This is a genomic window from Pseudodesulfovibrio mercurii (genome assembly GCF_000189295.2).
GTDB classification, from domain to species: Bacteria; Desulfobacterota; Desulfovibrionia; order Desulfovibrionales; family Desulfovibrionaceae; genus Pseudodesulfovibrio; species Pseudodesulfovibrio mercurii.
In genome coordinates, this window is sequence record NC_016803.1 from 1,642,558 (window position 1) to 1,659,764 (window position 17,207).

Annotated in this window: 16 protein-coding genes and 2 tRNA genes; 9 read left to right on the forward strand and 9 right to left on the reverse strand. The window is 58.3% G+C overall.

The window, feature by feature from the left end; translation table 11 throughout:
* Window positions 1-372 precede the first annotated feature (372 nt).
* Entirely contained in the window at window positions 373-1,173 is an 801-nt protein-coding gene (locus DND132_RS17625) for a PEGA domain-containing protein (RefSeq protein WP_014322118.1), read from the forward strand.
* Window positions 1,174-1,396: 223 nt separating this feature from the next.
* On the opposite strand, the gene DND132_RS07525 is transcribed toward DND132_RS17625, so the two are convergent.
* The 4 genes from DND132_RS07525 to DND132_RS07540 all read right to left on the reverse strand — a co-directional run bounded on the left by DND132_RS07525 (window position 1,397) and on the right by DND132_RS07540 (window position 6,550).
* Entirely contained in the window at window positions 1,397-2,524 is a 1,128-nt protein-coding gene (locus DND132_RS07525; protein ID WP_014322119.1) for a glycosyltransferase, read from the reverse strand.
* Window positions 2,525-2,534: 10 nt separating this feature from the next.
* On the reverse strand, window positions 2,535-3,509 hold the full coding sequence (locus DND132_RS07530) for a glycosyltransferase family 2 protein (protein WP_014322120.1): 975 nt from the start codon (window positions 3,507-3,509) through the stop codon (window positions 2,535-2,537).
* 275 nt (window positions 3,510-3,784) lie between these two features.
* Entirely contained in the window at window positions 3,785-5,281 is a 1,497-nt protein-coding gene (locus DND132_RS07535) for an ArnT family glycosyltransferase (protein ID WP_148266961.1), read from the reverse strand.
* Window positions 5,282-5,581: 300 nt separating this feature from the next.
* Window positions 5,582-6,550: a lysylphosphatidylglycerol synthase transmembrane domain-containing protein gene (locus DND132_RS07540; protein ID WP_081475908.1), complete on the reverse strand. Its 969-nt coding sequence runs from the start codon at window positions 6,548-6,550 to the stop codon at window positions 5,582-5,584.
* A 578-nt stretch (window positions 6,551-7,128) separates the two neighbouring features.
* Here DND132_RS07540 and DND132_RS07545 point away from each other — a divergent pair.
* The 6 genes from DND132_RS07545 to DND132_RS07570 all read left to right on the forward strand — a co-directional run bounded on the left by DND132_RS07545 (window position 7,129) and on the right by DND132_RS07570 (window position 9,541).
* Window positions 7,129-8,016 carry a universal stress protein gene (locus DND132_RS07545; RefSeq protein WP_014322123.1) on the forward strand — a complete coding sequence of 296 codons (888 nt, stop codon included), beginning with the start codon at window positions 7,129-7,131 and terminating at the stop codon, window positions 8,014-8,016.
* A gap of 8 nt (window positions 8,017-8,024) precedes the next feature.
* On the forward strand, window positions 8,025-8,447 hold the full coding sequence (locus DND132_RS07550; RefSeq protein WP_014322124.1) for a PEGA domain-containing protein: 423 nt from the start codon (window positions 8,025-8,027) through the stop codon (window positions 8,445-8,447).
* 2 nt (window positions 8,448-8,449) lie between these two features.
* On the forward strand, window positions 8,450-8,935 hold the full coding sequence (locus tag DND132_RS07555; RefSeq protein WP_041915742.1) for a DciA family protein: 486 nt from the start codon (window positions 8,450-8,452) through the stop codon (window positions 8,933-8,935).
* Window positions 8,936-8,973: 38 nt separating this feature from the next.
* Window positions 8,974-9,324 (forward strand): hypothetical protein, encoded by a 351-nt coding sequence (locus DND132_RS07560; RefSeq protein WP_014322126.1) that lies wholly within the window; start codon window positions 8,974-8,976, stop codon window positions 9,322-9,324.
* A 59-nt stretch (window positions 9,325-9,383) separates the two neighbouring features.
* Window positions 9,384-9,458: transfer RNA gene (locus tag DND132_RS07565), tRNA-Gln, on the forward strand.
* A 5-nt stretch (window positions 9,459-9,463) separates the two neighbouring features.
* A tRNA-Glu gene (locus tag DND132_RS07570) sits at window positions 9,464-9,541 on the forward strand.
* Window positions 9,542-9,620: 79 nt separating this feature from the next.
* Here DND132_RS07570 and DND132_RS07575 read toward each other — a convergent pair.
* The 3 genes from DND132_RS07575 to DND132_RS07580 form a co-directional block, all read right to left on the reverse strand.
* Window positions 9,621-10,676 carry a tyrosine-type recombinase/integrase gene (locus DND132_RS07575; RefSeq protein WP_014322127.1) on the reverse strand — a complete coding sequence of 352 codons (1,056 nt, stop codon included), beginning with the start codon at window positions 10,674-10,676 and terminating at the stop codon, window positions 9,621-9,623.
* Window positions 10,677-10,715: 39 nt separating this feature from the next.
* Window positions 10,716-10,961 (reverse strand): MerR family transcriptional regulator, encoded by a 246-nt coding sequence (locus DND132_RS18175; protein WP_014322128.1) that lies wholly within the window; start codon window positions 10,959-10,961, stop codon window positions 10,716-10,718.
* 279 nt (window positions 10,962-11,240) lie between these two features.
* A complete protein-coding gene (locus tag DND132_RS07580; protein ID WP_014322129.1) occupies window positions 11,241-12,197 on the reverse strand; it encodes an integrase domain-containing protein in 957 nt (318 codons plus the stop codon).
* Window positions 12,198-13,019: 822 nt separating this feature from the next.
* Here DND132_RS07580 and DND132_RS07585 point away from each other — a divergent pair.
* Both DND132_RS07585 and DND132_RS07590 read left to right on the forward strand, forming a co-directional pair.
* A complete protein-coding gene (locus DND132_RS07585) occupies window positions 13,020-13,508 on the forward strand; it encodes a helix-turn-helix domain-containing protein (RefSeq protein ID WP_014322130.1) in 489 nt (162 codons plus the stop codon).
* Window positions 13,505-14,233 carry a DNA-methyltransferase gene (locus tag DND132_RS07590; RefSeq protein WP_014322131.1) on the forward strand — a complete coding sequence of 243 codons (729 nt, stop codon included), beginning with the start codon at window positions 13,505-13,507 and terminating at the stop codon, window positions 14,231-14,233. Before DND132_RS07585 ends, DND132_RS07590 begins: the two co-directional genes overlap by 4 nt.
* A 51-nt stretch (window positions 14,234-14,284) precedes the next feature.
* Here DND132_RS07590 and DND132_RS07595 read toward each other — a convergent pair whose 3' ends face one another.
* Together DND132_RS07595 and DND132_RS07600 are read right to left on the reverse strand one after the other, a co-directional pair.
* Window positions 14,285-15,358, reverse strand: coding sequence for an HNH endonuclease (locus DND132_RS07595; RefSeq protein ID WP_014322132.1), 1,074 nt, complete (start codon window positions 15,356-15,358; stop codon window positions 14,285-14,287).
* Window positions 15,358-17,199: a restriction system-associated AAA family ATPase gene (locus tag DND132_RS07600; protein WP_014322133.1), complete on the reverse strand. Its 1,842-nt coding sequence runs from the start codon at window positions 17,197-17,199 to the stop codon at window positions 15,358-15,360. The genes DND132_RS07595 and DND132_RS07600 overlap by 1 nt, the downstream gene beginning before the upstream one ends.
* Between the last annotated feature and the right edge of the window lie 8 nt (window positions 17,200-17,207).

Sequence of the window (17,207 nt, forward strand, 5' to 3'; positions counted from 1 at the left end):
TACGGAACAGCTCTTACCTACATAAGAAGGGGCCACCGGTCAAGCCGCATCATTCACTCGCTTCCGGGTTTATCGTCCGGGACGCAAAGGGGTGCCCGCCATTTCAGGGGCAACAGGGCGTTTCCCTGCGGGCGGCGGTGATTCACGTCCACGCGGACCTTCTGAACGTCCGTCCACGGTCTGACCGACGGCAGAGGGGAACGGCGCGGGACGCGACCGAGCCAGGCGACCCGATTCCCCTGCCCACGGCCCGGTTCACCCCGTTCGGTCATTGCAAGTAACTCTCTGAAAAGAAGAAGAAAACCAAAGTTAATAATTGCACCTGCCCGGCCCCTTGCGTATAGGGCGGGAAACAACCGCACAGGAGTTACCATGAAACCTTTGTATCTCGCTTTTCTGGCCTGTCTCCTTCTTTCCGCCTGCTCCGCCGCGACCCAGAACATCCCGGTCAGCTCCAATCCCGACGGGGCCCAGGTCCTGGCCGACGGCCAGGCAGTGGGCACCACGCCGTGCAACGTGACCCTGGAAAAAACCCAGCCGCACATCCTGACCGTCAAGAAGGACGGCTACCGGCAGGTGGACGTCCAGATCACCCGCAAATACGACACCGCGGGCGTGACCCGCGACGCGGCCCAGACCGGCCTGTGGCAGAGCTCCAACGGGGCCGACACCGAAGGGGCCGTGGCCAACGCCCTCATGAGCGTCGGGGCCGAGGAGGAATCCGGCGACGCCTACGTGCTCTCGCCCGCCTCGGTGGTGGTCCGGCTTGAGCCCGTGAACGGCCAGCCCGCCGTGGCCCAGGCCGACGCGCCCGTGGTCATTTCGTCCGACCAGCTCGACCCGGCCGACCAGAAGCGGCTGGAGGAGAGCCGGACCGGGGACGTCTCGACCACCGAGCCCGCCACCCTGGGCAGCGCCGTGGCCGACGATCCGGCCAAGGAGGCCGAGGCCGTGCTCGAAGGCGCCGCCGTGGCCGCCCCCACCGTGGGCACGGACAAGGAATGGGGCAGCAGCCACACCTCCACCTCGCACAACAGCGACGGCTCCTACACGCAGACCACCACCAGCACCAAGGCCAGTGTCGGGGTCCACGTCAATCCCGTGGAGGCCGGACTCGAGGCCATCAAGCTCCTGGAGGGCGCCGAGGGCTCGAGCAGCCAGTCCGCCGAATAACCGCCGCCTTTCGCCGCGCGATCATCCAAGGGCCCTGCTCGCGCGGGGCCCTTTTTCTTTTCTGTGGGGGATCGGAGATCGCGGCATCGGTCCCGGAAGGGCCGTGTATCGACGCGCAACGACACGCGGCGGGGACAAGGACGGTGGGGCCGTAGCGGTCGCCGTCCAGGCCGGGCGCGGCTGCGTTCGGCGGCCATGGCGGCCGGGGAATATCCCGGCCCTTCTAGCCGGAGGGGGCGTCGCAGATGAGTGCGACGAGCCGGTCCCAGGAAAACCGTTCCTTGGTCAGCCGGGCGTTATCGGTCAGCTCCGCCAGCTTCGGGCCGTCCAGCCCCCTGACGAGCGCATCCGCCAACGCGGCGGCGTCGGACGGGGGGACGAGCAACCCGTTGCGGCCGTCTTCGATCACTTCCGCCAGATTGCCGACGCGCGTGGCCACCACGGGCTTGCCGAACCCGTATGCCAGCTGGGACACGCCGCTGCCCGATGCCGAGCGGTACGGCTGGACGACCAGGTCGGCGGCGGCAAAGTACCTGCCCAGGTGCTCGTTCGGGACGTACTCATCGACCAGGCGCACGTGTTCGCCGAGGCCCAGGCGGTCCAGCTGTTCCAGGTACGCGTCCTTGTCCTTCCAGAACTCCCCGACGACCATGAGGGTCACGTCGCGGGACGCCAGGACCGAGGGCATGGCCTCCAACAGGACGTCCAGCCCCTTGTACGGACGGACGAAACCGAAAAACAGCAGGACGTTCCCGGAGAGATTCAGTTCCCGGACGGCCTGTTCGCGGTCCATGCTCCCCCCGGCCAGGGAGACGTAGGTGGGATGGAACCCGGTCACCACCGGGAAATCCGCGCCCAGCAGGGCCTTCGCCTTTTCGCTCTCCTGTTGCGACTGGGTGACGATGCGGTCCGCGCGGGACAGCGTCAGGCGGGTGATCGCCCGCTTGAGGGCAGACGGCTCATGCTCCAGGACGTTGTGGCACAGGAAAACGACGCGGGTGGGCAGGAACCACCGCACCCAGGTGATCAGGACCAGGTAGAGCGGCGCCCAGAAGACCACCCACCAGGGCAGGACGAGCAGGTCGGGCTTGAAGCGCACCACGGCCCTGGCCGTTTGCAGCCAGGTGAAGGGGTTGACCGAATCCACCAGGAAATCCACGCCCTCCACATGCAGTCCGTCGGCGCTGGGGTCCTTGTCCGACTTTCCGGGGAACAGGATCGCCGGGTACTGCCGCTTGTACGAGATGAACTGGACCTCGTGATCCTTTTTCAGGGCCTCGCAGAGCAGCGTCGTGTGGTGCGAGATGCCGCCCCGATAGGGATGCGTTGGACCGACAAGACTAACGCGCATGGGGTGCCCCCTATTTGGAATCGTGCTCTTCGGCCGTGTCCGCGTTCTCGGGCAAGGGCCGTTGCCGCTGCTGGAAGCGGATCTCCTCGAGCAGCCGCCGGTTGGCCGAGAGCAGGTCCGCGACAAAGGCGATCAGGAACGTCTGGAAACCCATGCCCGCCAGCGAGCCGGCCAGGATCAAGGACTGGACGTGGCCGCTGCCGCCGCTGGTGAAATAGTAGAAGAGGAAGCGAACCCCGATGAGGGCTCCGGCGGAAAACAGGATCGCCGCGATGAGGGAAAAGAACAGGAACGGCTTGTAGACGACGAAGATCCGCACAATGGTGAAGATGCTGCGCTTGATGTACGAGGGGATGCCCTTGACCAGCCGGGAGGGCCGCAGGTCCTCGTTGACCTGGACCGGGACCGAGGCCACGGACATGCCCTTCTGGCCCGCCTGGATGATGGTCTCCAGCGTGTAGGTGTAGTTGTTGAAGACCATCAGCTGCTGCGCCGCCTCCCTGGACATGGCGCGAAAACCGCTGGGCGCGTCCGGCACGTCGGTCTGGCTGGCCACGCGCACGACCCAGCTGCCCAGCTTCTGCAACAGCTTCTTGAGCGGGGAGAAGTGCTCGATGGAGGTGATCGGGCGCTCCCCGATGACCAGGTCCGCCCTGCCTTCCAAAACGGGCCGGACCAACTCGGGAATGTCGCCCGCGTTGTACTGGTTGTCGGCGTCCGTGTTGACGATCACGTCCGCCCCGAGGGACAGGCAGGCGTTCAGGCCGGTCATGAAGGCCGCGGCCAGCCCCTTGTTCTTGGAATGGCGCACCACGTGGTCCACGCCGTGCCGCTTCGCCTCTTCCACGGTATTGTCCCGGCTGCCGTCGTCGATGACCAGCCACTCGACCTCCGTGAATCCGGGGACGGTGCGCGGGAGTTCGGCGAGCGCAATGCCCAGCGTCTTCTCTTCATTGTAACACGGGACCTGAATGATCAACTTCATGCTGTGACTCCATGCTGAACGTCGAAAGAAATGTCGTCTTCGCCGTACATCTCGAATATTGCGCCGGGCGGGTCCCTTCCGGCCCCCGCCCCGCATGACGGACTTGTCCGATCCGGCAACTGTCAAACGTATCCTTGCAACCGGCGCGAACCGGATGCGGGCACCCTAGCCTATCCGCGCTCCGGATTCCAGCCGATCCGCCCGGCCGTTGCAAACTCCCGCGGCGCCGCCCCACGGCGCGAAAACATCCCGGCGGCCATGCGGCCTCCCGGTCCTCAATACTCCGTCAGGATCACCGCGCGGTCATCCCACTCCCCCGCGAACCCGTTCCGCTCCATCAACAGATAGGTCTTCCCGTCCCTGGTCAGCGCCGGGAAATCCTCCAGGCTGAGGCCATGGGACCGGTCGTAATAGGGCACGTTCCCATGATACCTGATCTCCGTATAGAGCGCGCGGTACTTGTGGATGCCCTTGACGGTATGCTTCTCGTCCTCCCCCTCGGGGATGAACACGGGCAGCCCTTCGGCGCGGGCCTGCCGGACGGTCTCCATGACGCGGGCGGTCCGCATGCAGCCGGTGTCCGCATGCACGGCCGGGACGGCGTACCTGGCGATGAGCAGGACCAGGGCCGCGAAAAGGACCGCCCGGATGCCCCGCTCCCCCAGCCGGACCGGCAACCGGCATTTCCGGGCCAGTCCTTCGAAACGGACGGTGGACAGGAAGAGCATCATGATCAGGATGGCCAGTTCGAACTCGACGAACTGGTAGCGGAAAAGCATCCGCTCCGGCCTGTTGAAGGGGAACACCGAGGTGATGGCGTAGGCGTGGCCGAGGAACCCGAAGAGAAACGGCACGGCCGGGATATAGATGTTCCGCCATTTCCTCAGCAGGGCGGAGACCGAGACCAGGAATGTGCCGTACAGCAGGATGGAGACGAACCCGCCCGGATGTCGGAAGTAGACCAGGAAATTGGCGAGGTATTCGGTCAGCGAGACGGAATAGGACTGCCAGTTCCGGACGGCGGCATCAATGGTGCGGATGGGGCGATGGGAATGCTGGATCAGCTCAAGGCGGCCCAGCGACGCCCCGGTCAGCAGGTCGAAGACGGCGGTCTCGGCGGCGTAGACGACGAGGAACACCCCCAGGAAACAGAGGACGTAGCGGACCCGGGCGCCCATGCCGTCCGCCAGCATCCAGATGAGGAGGAGAAAGGCGGGCAGATAGTAGATGGACGTGACCTTGGCCCCGTAGGCCAGGGAGAAGAACAGCGCACTGGCGATCATGTTCGCCATGCCGCCGTCGTCCCGCCAGCGGGTCAGGCAATAGAGCGCCCCGAGCAGATAGGTGATGACCGCCCCCATGGGCAGAATCTGGCTTCCCAGCCGGATCATGGGCAGGGACAGGACGATCAGGATGCCGCCGACCAGGCCGACGCGCCACGACCGGAGTCTTGCCAGCAGCAGGAACCCGAAGACCACCGTCAGGGTGGACAGGAAAAAGGGCCAGACATAGTAGACCGTGGGCGCGGTGCCGAACCATTTCTGGATGAAAAAGACAGGAATGTTGACAGCCCAGCGGCACGCATGGTGGTTCCAGCTGGCCGGAAGGTCCCCGAAGAGCACGTACTGCTTGACGAGCATCCATTTGTAGACGGCGTCGCCGCCGTCCTCGACGAGTTCCGAAGTGAGGAAGCGGAAGAGCAACGACAGGGCGACCAGGAACAGGAGGCAGCCATACAACGCGTATCGCCGCCCGCGGGCGTCTTCTTTCAAAACCGTTGCCTCACGCATCGAAACCTCTTCGCATCTCCCGGAACTCGGCCGTTTGCGGACGTTGGGCAGGGGAAAGCGGGAAAAAACGCCGTTTCCCGCCGGGTGCGTTCCCTGGCCGCGACGGGGTGGATGCGGGGAGTCCCCGCCCGCGTCGCCCTCCTCCGGGCCGAACGGCCGAATGTTCCTCTCGGATTCGCCCCGGGGCTTGTCACACGTCTCGTCGAAAGAGCACTATCTCAAATAAATCATCAAGTAAAACGAAACTAATACATACAATCAAATGATACGCGCCCCCGCCGGTCACTCGCCCGCGCCTGCCTCCCGTGCCGGGATTCGGGTCCCCTGCGCCGACCGGCGCAAGGCGTGGACCATACCGATGCCTCCCAGCACAAAGGTCAGCCCCAGCATGACGCCGCGATCCAGGGTGCTGGCAAAAAAGCCCGCCTGGAAATTGAATCCCGTGGATGCAGCGAGAACGCCGATGACCCACTCCCTGACGCCCAGATTGCCCGGCGTCACGGTGACGAAGGTGAGCACCGAGGAAGCGGGCCCCACGATGAGGTAGAGCCAGATGGGCGCGGCGACACCAAAGGCCGTAAAGGAAATGTACAGGCGAAGACTGAAGAATATCTCCTGGCACAAAATGCAGCCGAGGACGGTCAACAGGGCCTTCGGCGTCTGGCGCATGGTCCTGTGGGCCTGCGTCAGTTTTTCCAACCGCCCTTGCAAGAAGCGATTGCGGACGGAGATCTTGGCAACGGGGAAAAAGAATGCCGCCAGGGCCGCAATGAACACTCCGGCGAAAAGACAGTAAACCGCCACGGGCACCGAATATCCCCCCAGCTTCAGACCCACCAACCCGAGGCAACAGAAAAAGCTCGCGATAAGAGCGAGCAACATAGTGCGGGCCATCATTATCCCGACAAAGGCTGAATAGTCCATCCCCACGACATTCTTAAAAAAACGCATCCGCACAATCGTGCCGAGGCTCATGGGAAGATAGTTCCCTAGCATTCCCGCAGTCATGACGAAAAAATTCTCCCAGAACCCGATACGCTTCCCGGCAAGCCGAGTGAAAACCAGCAGCGGAATGGAATTCGCCGTCCAGTTGAGCAGGACAAGGGCCGCCATCGCGACGAGTTGCCAGTACGGCAGCGACAACGTCCCCGCGAATGTACCCCGATGATTCCATAGATATGCGCCGAGGCCGACGAGAATGGACAGGGAAAGAAGGGCCTGTCCCCATTTTACAACTGTTTGTCTATCCATCTGCTCTCACTGCCCTTGGGGCTGAAGTACATCCGAATCCAGCCTCAAGCGCTTGGGCGTGCATCAAATGCTCGACGTCCAAACCGGCAAGCCGGCAAACCGTCGCCGGACGCATTGGCGGGAACCCTCGGGACGTCTCTGAGGCGAGCCCCGGACGTCCCTTCCTCTCGTGCGGCGGACACCCATGTTTTTGTTATGTTGGGCTTTGTACCTGCCTCCGAGGGATCACGCTTAATACGACAATAATAGTCGGCAGTCCATATAGAAGGGTGCGGTTCCGGACCCGCGGCCCGCCGGACCACGATCCTATAGAATACGCCGCCGCGCCGCACCGCTCTTTTGCGTTACATCTTTTCGCCCGTCTCCGGCAACGGGACGTCGGATCGCCCCGCGCTGCCCTTCTGGACGGCCGTCCGAGCGGCCGGACCGCCCTCCCCTCCACTTTTTTTGCACACCGGGGCCAAATGGGATTATGGTTGCGGAGGACGACGAATTTTTGCGATAGTACCCTAGGACATTCGCCAAGCCGGTGGGCGAAGCGCCACGGGGACTCTACCGGCCGGACAAGGAGCAGGACAATGTTCACGAAGATTTTGTTGGCGGTGACACCGCAGATCGACACGCAGACCGCGCCCAAGGCGGCCTTCGACCTGGCCCGTTCGCGCAATGCGGAAGTCATTTTGTTCCACGCCCTGCCCATTGCGCAGGACGCGTGGTGCGCCTTCGACGACCCGGCGGACCGGGACCGGCTGCTGGCTTCGGCCGAGGCCAGGATCGCCGAGTTCTTCCAGGAGGACCTCAAGGACGTCAGGCACTCCATCCGGGTGACCACGGGCGTGGCCCACGAGCAGATGCTCAAGATCATCCACGCCGAGGGCGTGGACCTCATCATCATGGGTCACCACACCCGGCCGCCGCACCGGGCCGACCGCATGTGGGGGGTGGTGGACACGACCATCCGCAAGGTCTGCGCCAACGTGTTCTGCCCGGTCATGGTGGTCACCAACCCCATGCCCGCCGGGGCGTCCATCAGGCGCATCGTCATGGCCACGGACTTTTCCACCCCGTCGGATTCGGCCCTGTGCTACGCGGTGCAGATGGCCGCCTCCTTCGGGGCGCACCTGGACATCTTCCACGTGCTCGACGTGGGCCAGGTCACGCCCAATCCCGAGTACTACATGCAGTCCATGGAGGTCTTCATCGACAAGGCCCTGGCCCGCATGCACAGCCGCTACGCCCGGGCCCTGGACGGCGTCGACCACGAGTTCCACTGCTGGGAGGGGCTGCCCTACGTGGAAATCCTCAAGCAGGCCCGCTGGCAGGAGGCGGACGTGGTCATCATGGCCCAGTACTCGTCCAGCGAGGACCACGCCAAGCCCTCGGTGGGGTCCACCACCATCCAGGTGGCGCTGTCGCCGGGTTGCCCGGCCATCCTGGTCAACTACCGCGCGCGCACGTGCATCTAGGAGCGACCATGGCCCGAACCCTCTGCGCCCTGGCCGCCCTGGCCTGCCTGCTCACGGCCTTCGGCTGCGGCGTGCCCAAACAGAAGATTCCGGTGTCCACCGACCCGCTGGGCGCCGTGGTGTACGCCGACGGCGACAGGGCCTGCGGGTCCACGCCCTGCTCGGTCCGTCTGGACCGCCGGTCCGACCATCTCCTGACCATCGTCAAGGAGGGGTACGAGCAGGTCGAGGTCGTGGTGCGCCGCGAGTTCAAACCGGACCGCGCCATCCGCGACGGGGTCATCTCCGGGATCATCAAGGGCGGCGACCCCGAGGCCGTGGCCGCGGAAACGGCCAGGGAGGTGGACGAGCAGGAGCGCAGCGGCGAGGCCTACGTGCTCGAACCGTCCATCGTGACCATCCGGCTGACGCCCAAGGGCACGGGGATATGACCATGGCCTACCGACGCACAACGGACCGGCCCAAGCGCCGGAACAAGGCCCAGAGCGTGGGCGACGCCCTGCCGGGCCTGCTGGACGGCCTGGACCGGGCGGGCGGCCGCAGGCTGGTCATGCTGTGGCGGGCCTGGGACGAGCTGCTCGGCGACATGGCCGCCATGGCGCGGCCCGTGGGTCATCGCGGCGGCAGGCTGGTCCTGGCCGCGGGCGATCCCATCGTCATGCAGGAGGCCCAGTATCTCGGCCCCATGATCCTCAAAAAGGTCAATGAATTTTTGGGACAGGAAGTCTTTGACAAAGTGGTGTTCGAACTGCTAAACGGCAGAGTTCCTTTGGACGGAGTGATCCGGCCGGAGGCCCCTAAGCCTCCGAGGAAACTTAAAAAACCTGAGAAGTTAGGCAGCTTGAATGAGCAGCTGGACCCGGATTCGCCTGTTGGCAGGTGCTACCGGGCCTACCAGCGAATGTTTGACGACTCGTAACACAATTCCGCTTCAGGTATTTTTTTAAGGAGTACACCATGAGCGAAGAAGTAAAAGAGATTTCCTTTGACGAGCTTGGCCTGACCAAGCCCCTTGAGAAGATGACCGCCAAGGAGCTGCGTGCCCTGTGCATGGACAAGCTCCCCATGATCTCCGGCGCCTCCGGCAAGGAAAAGGAAGTGCTGGTCCAGGAGATCAAGGAAGTCTTCGGCATCGTCGAAGAGGAGCAGATCTCCCCCTACAAGAAGCAGATCCACGAGATCAAGCGGCAGATCCGCGCCCTGCGCGAGAAGAAGAGCGCGACCGAGGACCGTACCCAGCGCGATCGCATCCGCCGTCAGATCACCAAGCTGAAGAAGCGCACCCGTCGGCTCGCCCGGGCCGTCTAAATTGTGCAAAAAAGAAGTTGACATAAAAGGGGCCAACCCTTAAATCAACTTCTCGCTGTTGGGCTGTCGTTCAATTGGCAGGACGACGGATTCTGGCTCCGTTAATCAAGGTTCGAGTCCTTGCAGCCCAGCCACCTGCGTCCCCATCGTCTAGCCTGGTCCAGGACGACGGCCTTTCACGCCGTTAACAGGGGTTCAAATCCCCTTGGGGACGCCAAGGAAATACAAGGCCTTACGCACACCGCGTAAGGCCTTTTCCTTTTCACGTGTCACCCGCAAGTGTCATTTTTCCGGGATCAGCTCCCGACCGCATCGCCCAGGGCCGCATCCAGGGCATCCACGGCACCGGTGGTCTTCTTCACCCGGAGGATGTAGCGCTGGGTCGTGGCAATGGACTTGTGCCGAAGCAGGTGCTTCACTTCCATGATGGTCGCACCGTTGTCGATAGCCACTCGGGCCGCCAGGTGGCGGATGCCATGAAAGCCGAACGGCTTCACCCCGGCTTCGGTGCACAACCGCTTCAGCCACCGATTGTTAGGGTCCAAAAGACCGTTGAATCGATTGCCGAAGACCAGGTCCTCGGCGCCGGACACCAGCTTCCATTCGGCCAGCTTGGCTCGAAGCCCTGCGGACATGGGGAGCTCATCGAATTCCGCGTTTCCGCTTCGACGCTTCCGTGTCCAGTAGCCGACAAGCCCTAATCCGAAGTCGACCTCGCTCCACTTGAGCTTCCAGAGCTCGCTCCTGCGCGGCGCGGTATGGAAGGCCAGCAACAGCAGTTGCCGACGACGAGGCCCGGCCAGGTCCAGCACCTTGCGGAAATCGTCCAGCGGCGGGACATAGCGCGGGTGGCGATCCTCGGGGAACCTGTCCACATGCTGAAAGGGATTGTCCCGGTCCAGATTGAGGTACTTGATCCCCCACACCCAGGCTGCGGCAAGGTTCTTGCGATCCTTGTTCGCCGAATTTCCGGATACCGCCTTGGAAACCCTGGCCAGATGTTCCAGAGCCACGTGAAGGCTGATTCGCCCGACCAGCGACCGGTCGTCCCTGAGGAAAGACCCCAGTCGCGGGAAAGCCAACCGCTTTTCGTTGTAGGTCTTCCGGCACATCGTGGCCTCGACGTGATCGAGGTAACGATTCGCCCATTCCGTCACGGTCAGAGCCCGGCCAATCACATCGGCCTTGGCAGGGTTTCTCTGATCGGCCACCTTCAATGCCTTGACGGTTTCGCCTTCCCAATCCTCTGCCTGTCTCTTGGTTTCAAAGAACTTCGTGCGCCTGATGATCGGACCATGTGTCGGGGCGAAACGCACCACGCCCCTCCACCGTTTTCCTTCCTTGTAAGGCATATTTTCTCCTGCAGGGAAGGTCGCTTACCAGTATTGAAGTTACCAAATGCCATGACGATCCGTCAAATCTGACCGGCTACCGCCTTCGTCCGTGACTGGCGTCTTTTCTGCATGGCCGACCTGTCCCCTGGCGATGTACGCCTTGAGCAGATCATGGTGAAATCGGATGCCCCGTTTCCCAATCCGAAAAGCCCCCAGCGCGGCAAGCATGGCCGGAGTTCTGACCAGGCTTTCCGAACAATTCAGGATTCGGGCGACATCCTTGACCTTCAATGCGTTCGACATGCGACCTAAACCAAAAGGTTAAACACCTGTCCCGGTGCGGGACTCCCAGCCAACCCTTCAGTTTAAGCACGCCGGTATATTTGAGAGCAAGGAACCGGAAACGGATATTTTCACTTTTTCTACAAGTATTGCTCCTGCCCAGTGAAAGTCCTCCGCGCCCATCGGCCACAAGCCGACGGGCGCGGAGGACGGTTGCCTGGAGATGAATCGCTCAGGCGATTCATCTCCAGGCAACCTCACGCCCAAAAGGAAACCCCACCGGGAATGGCGGGGCTTCTTCTAACGGGAACTGCCAAGGTAGGCATCGGACACATCCCGCCTTCCTGCGGAATGTCCTGCGGTCACTTCGATTTCGTCACGGGCTTCGGCGTCAAGCCGAGGCCATTCATCCCCTGCCACGTCATAGGCAGTTTGTTGCAAGACTTTTACTGAAGAGTGCTGATTGGGCGGCTGAAAGCCCGTGTGCTTAACGTACAGGCGGTGAAACCGTTCATGACGGTTGCTGTGCAGCGTCCACCCACTTTCTTTCTTGGTAAACCCGCAAAGCCTAGCCGCGTAGGACAGTTTTTCCTGCCACTTGTCGCCCATCCCTTCAGGCATGAGATTATGTACCCCCGGTCTGTTGGATTGACTGATATATGGCAACGCCCGTTCCAGAGCGTCCTGCTGCTTGTCGGACAGATTGGTCAGCGTCCTCGGCCGTCCCCCTTTCGTCCCATACTGGACGAGCAGGCTGCGGCCTTCCCTATTCCAGTCCTTGACCAGATCGACTTTGGCCGACTCTTCTCGACGAAGGCCCAGTTCCCATTGCAGGCGAATTTGGGCGGCACACCGGGAACCGTATTCATAGCCAAACTCGTTTTCCAGCTTGTCGATTGCCCCCTGCACGAAGGCGGGGGCAACCGCTTTGCTGTTGGCGTTGGCAATGCTGCCCCGCCGGACGTCGAACACGTCATTGGTCGGGCTGATGCCGGTATTTCCGTAGGCCTTGCAAAGGGCACGGGCCGCCGAAAAAATTTCGGTGATGCGCCCGTCACCCTTGCCTTCTTCCTGCATTTGCCGGGCAACATCCGAAAAGTGCTTGTTCGTGACATTGGTCCATTTGCGAACCCCGAACCCTGCACGGCGAAGCCGCTTGGCAAAAGTTCGGGCATTCTGACGGACCCTATTCTGCTTCGAACGCGGGCCGGACAGGGTTGCCCTGTTCGCGCCCAGTACCAGACTGATGGATTTCATGTGAATCTCCTTCCTGAAATTCGGGGCAACGCCCCGGGACAAAGCAGGTCAGACCTTCCCCGTTTGCCGGGAAATGACCTGCCTATGGCGCGAATGCGCCACACAACAACCGACACGGGACAAATCAATGTCCGTTTCCCACTGAAGGAAAATTCAGGAATCCATTTAATAAGGTGTGCCACCACGCAGGCTCATTCGTCCTGCGCATAAAGCGGTGGCCGTGGGGGAATTTCGACAACGGCAGATTTGTAGATACCTGTCGTTTGTCCGGCGGGGGTGCTGTGTTTCAGCCTGGCGTTTGGATGTGAAAGCGTGCCGTTTGGAAATGAACGGCAGCGAAGTCTTTGGCGTTACGGCATGTTAGTGCCTACTTAAGCGTTCATCAGTTTAGACTTGCGTCAAAACTTATGAACGCGCCTTGGGTGCGTTTTACCTCCTTCTGGTGACCGATTTATCCGGTGGATATGCCCAACCATATGACGCCACGAAACTTTCGCGCAAGCTTCTGCGAAGGGATATTTGCTCCTCCCGCCGTTTTTCCAGCGAGCGTGACGCAAGCAGCCGCCACGGCAAGGCCAAGCCCTTCGGGCGGACGCTTCGCGATCCGGCCTTGCCCCGGCGACTTTGCTTGCGTCGTCATCAACGCAGGCGACGGCGAGAGGGATGGCGGATTCGACTCCGGCTCAAGGGATATCCTCAGATCCCTGCTCACGCATCCACCCCAAAAAAGCAACAAATCCCTTGCTACTGATTAGCAACTTATTTATTAACAGGGTTAAGCAATTAGTTGCTTAACACTGTTAATAAGGTGGTTGATTAACCATGGCTGAAGATGATGACGTTGACCTCACCCCCGTGAAGACCCCGGAACAATTGTTGAAGGAAGAAGTCGGGCTTTATCTGAAGATTGTCCGGGAGAATCGGCATAAGCCCCTCAGATGGGTTGCCCAGAAGTTGGGATACTCCAGCTCGTTCATATCCCAGATCGAGAAAGGGCGCGCTCCCATTCCACTGGATCGGGTCCTAGACTTTTCCTTGGCCTATGACCTCCCCATACCGGAGTTCGTTCGTATCGTTCTCGTCACCATGCACAACGACACGTATAAGGCGTTGATGAGCATACTGGAAAATGACCCGGAAATGGCTCATGCAGCTGAGCAGTGCCACTCGACGAACGATCCGAAACTACAAGCCAAACGACGTAAAGCCCTCAATCCGGGGCTGAGCTCAAAGTCGCTTGACCGGATGCGAACATTCATCTTGAAAAACCAAAAACCGGAATACGGGAAACCGATGGCAGGTGACGCTTGAAAGACCTTCGGAAACAAGACTATCTGGGGGTGACCTCATCGTCGGAAGACGGCGACATCCACAACAATGACGCCTACCTGTTTCTGGGGAATTGTCCTGCCCATCGGTACGAAGCCATAATCACGGACCCACCTTACGAAATCGGAATTGCAAGCAAGGAATGGGATTGTAAAGAGCTACAGATCGACGTCCTGGCTTACCAGTTTCATCGGGTCCTGAAACCTGGCGGCAATGTTTTTGTCTTCTGCTCGGACTTTCAATTCGGCACCTGGTATCGAGAACTCTCCCGCTACTTCACCAAGTTGCGCAAGTATGCTTGGTGCAAGCCTGATTCAGTCGGGTACAACAAAGGTATGTTTCAGGAAAGCTTTGAACTCGGGCTACATGCCTGCTCGGACGATTCATACTTCGACATGGGGAATTATTATAAAAATCATACCGTCATAGGGAAAACATCGGGAAAGGAACGGATAATGCCTGACCCAGATGAAGAGTGGACAAAGGGAAAAGGCTCCAAGGCCCTTCACCCCACTCAAAAATCTCTGGAGGTAATCAAAAACCTGGTTTCCGCATTGAGCAAAGAAGGCGACACGATTCTTGATCCCTTTTCAGGCACCGGAACTCTGAGGGTCGCAGCCAAGCAGTTGGGCAGAAAATTTGAGATGATCGATTATGGATTCCGAAACCACATTGCGGCTTGGGATAGGATCTTAGGAAAAGAGTGAGTTCGTTACATTGAATGAACGTTTGGTCATATTTGTATTCAAGGACGGAGGTTAAGGGGTCATAACCTCAAAAATCCCTGCCCTCTGGCAGCCTTCGAGAAAAGCCAATTTGAGAAAGTTACTGTTGGCAACCGGAGACTTTGCCGTTTGTTGTTTGATGTCATTTATCGAGTCGGCAGGAACAATTCCACGGTCTTGCATAATACGAACTTGCTCCAACCAGTCCTTGGCATCACTACCGCAACATTTTGCCTTGTAACGCTCTTCGATGCCGTACATTTCTTTCCAGGTTTCAATCTCCTCATGGATGGCAGCTGGGCCGAACGTGAGTTGAATGTCGGTGGACATCAGACGATCAATATCTGGGCTGTGTAGATCGACAGCAATCTCAATTCGGTGACCACCCGTCGCATAGGGGTAAAAAGACTTACGTCGCCCGACCGTATTGTATGCAGGGTCTTTGCTGAGTTTATAGGTGCTGTTGCATTCGTTACAGGCCGGGGCCAAGTTATGAAAATTGATAGAATTGAATGGATATAGAGCCTTGGGGAAATAGTGATCGTAAGCCTCACGCCTGGTGTGGTGCATGCCTTTTATATCACCGAGGCCACAAAAAGGACATTTCCCGGTAGTATTAGCGTGAATAAAAGCCTTATAGTGGTCATCAATATCGCCGATTTTTTCCCGTAGCGCCACAAGTCCAAGCAAGCCCTGAGAATAAAGTCCCTTAAAAAAAGAAGCCAATTGCTCGCCCAGGATGGGATGGATGACAGAAATATCTGCATAGCGAACGATCTGGACAGCAGGGGCATTGGCACATATTTTTTCGATGTCGTTGTTGGCCTGATACCACTGTTTCAGATGGCTAATCTGGGGTGATGTCAAATCAGCAAAAAGTTCATAAATTAATTTGATATCACTATAGAATTGTTTACCCCGCTCGGGGGCCCTTGCGGCAAAGCCGAAAGAGGAGAGAACTTCTCTTAAGTCTGGCTTATCGTCAAACAGGTCAAGACTGAAATCCAATCCAATTGGTGCTTTACACCACACTTCGGAAAAAATGTAATCGATGAATTCTTGCATTTTTTCCATCGCATGGGGGACATAGGTGTAGGCGAACAGCATTAACTCTGTCCTTCCATACTGTCGAGAATGGTCTTGATGAGCAGAACTTTTTCTACCGAATCGCCTAGTTGGCGATTGATCTCCGCAATTACCTGATCTTTATCCTCACCTTCTTCAAACCGGCGGCGGAGGGCGTCTAGCTGCGACTGAGCATGACCGCCAATGGTCTCACGTTTGTCAAAGGTAGCCATGGTGATCTTGTTGATGGACGAACCCAAGGTATTGTAGTCGGGACGGATCACGGAAACTATCCCATTGGTCTTATTGAATACCAACACCTTGTCTGGGCTACTGTCTGAGATCAAAAACGGTGTGTGAGTGGTAATCAGCATCTCGTGGTTATCGCCAGCCCCCTTAAAACAGTCGTGTAGCCGGGATATAAAACTTGAACGCCAGTTCGGGTTAAAGTGCGTTTCCGGCTCATCAAGCAAAAAGAGGCTTTGGGTATTCTTAAACAACAAACAAAGGCCAAGGCTATGCAACAATTGGTGTTCACCGTCAGATAGGGACTTAAGAAGAACGGGCTCTTCCACTCCTTCCTTCTTGAGCCAAAAATCTTTAAAACGGACAATACGTTCATCTGACGCCAACGTTGGGACGGTTTCCGAAACATACAGGCTGTCTGATTGATAAAGATCCGACTTGAGAGTGTCGCTTACCGAGAAAAGATTAAGCATCAAAAGGACTTGAAACGCCTGAAAAAGGGCTATGGGAGACTTGTTAACCTCAAAGTCAAAATTATTAGAAAAAGCCTGCTTTGTTTCTTCTGTAACGTAATAGTCCAGATAAAGTGAATCTGTTGCTTCGTCTTCATATGAACACGTTGCACAGCGCTTCAATCGACTAATCAGCTTATCTGATTCTTCTTCACCTTCGAGCAATTCTATTAAATTTGCTCTGTATGTTGATCTAGACTCATCTCCTGTTTCTGTTATCTCGATTGCAGGATGGTTTAGCCCGACCTCTTGCATCTTCCGAGGTCTTGGATTTTCGCCTCGACTAAATCCAAGCGCCTGGTCCAGGCTGACCTCGATACTTAGACGAATAATAATACGAAATTTTATTATTTCTTCAATTCCGACATCTTCACGAAACGGCTTGAGGGTCTCCCGATCATGATAGAGTAAATTACAAAGTAAAATTGCTTGGCTGAAGTTGCTATCTAGGTAAGCCAGGCGTGATTCCGGACGGCCGGGATAGTCTAATTGGTTTTGAAGTGCGTCCCAATATTCGTCGAACTGAACAAAGCGCATCTTAAAAAATGGCAGGCTGAGGATTTCATTTTCCCCAGACGAATAACCCAGTACAAATTCGGGTAGAATTTTACGAATTTTTTGTCCGTCAATCAGCTCTTCTTGTTCTCCGGTTTTGAGGTCGGTTTGGGTGACCACGGGATGTTTCCCCAGTTCTTTGGATATATGTATCTCCACCGGGCGTATACGATCTCGGAATTCTGTTACTCCGGCTAATGTTCTGCCAGCCTGAGCGACTCCTGCGGATGCAGGGGTATAGTAATTCTTGTCTATCAGATTAAATCTATATGTAAGTTCAAAAGCATCTGGCGTAGACACTGACCCTTGAAATCCATTGGGGTTTGCCTCTTCGTCATAAACAAAGCTATCTGGCTTATTTGCCAAATAAATACATTCCATATGATAAAAAATCGCCGCAAGCACTTCCAGCAGATTTGATTTGCCACTGCCATTGGGCCCCGCACAGACAAAAGGAGCGAATCCTTGCTCCTCCTCCAAATCCCATTCGCTACGAAAGCGGTATTCGAATCCCGTCTGAAGGCTGCGAAACCCTTTGGGATCAGTGATCTTGATATAAAGCAACTTCATGGTGTTCA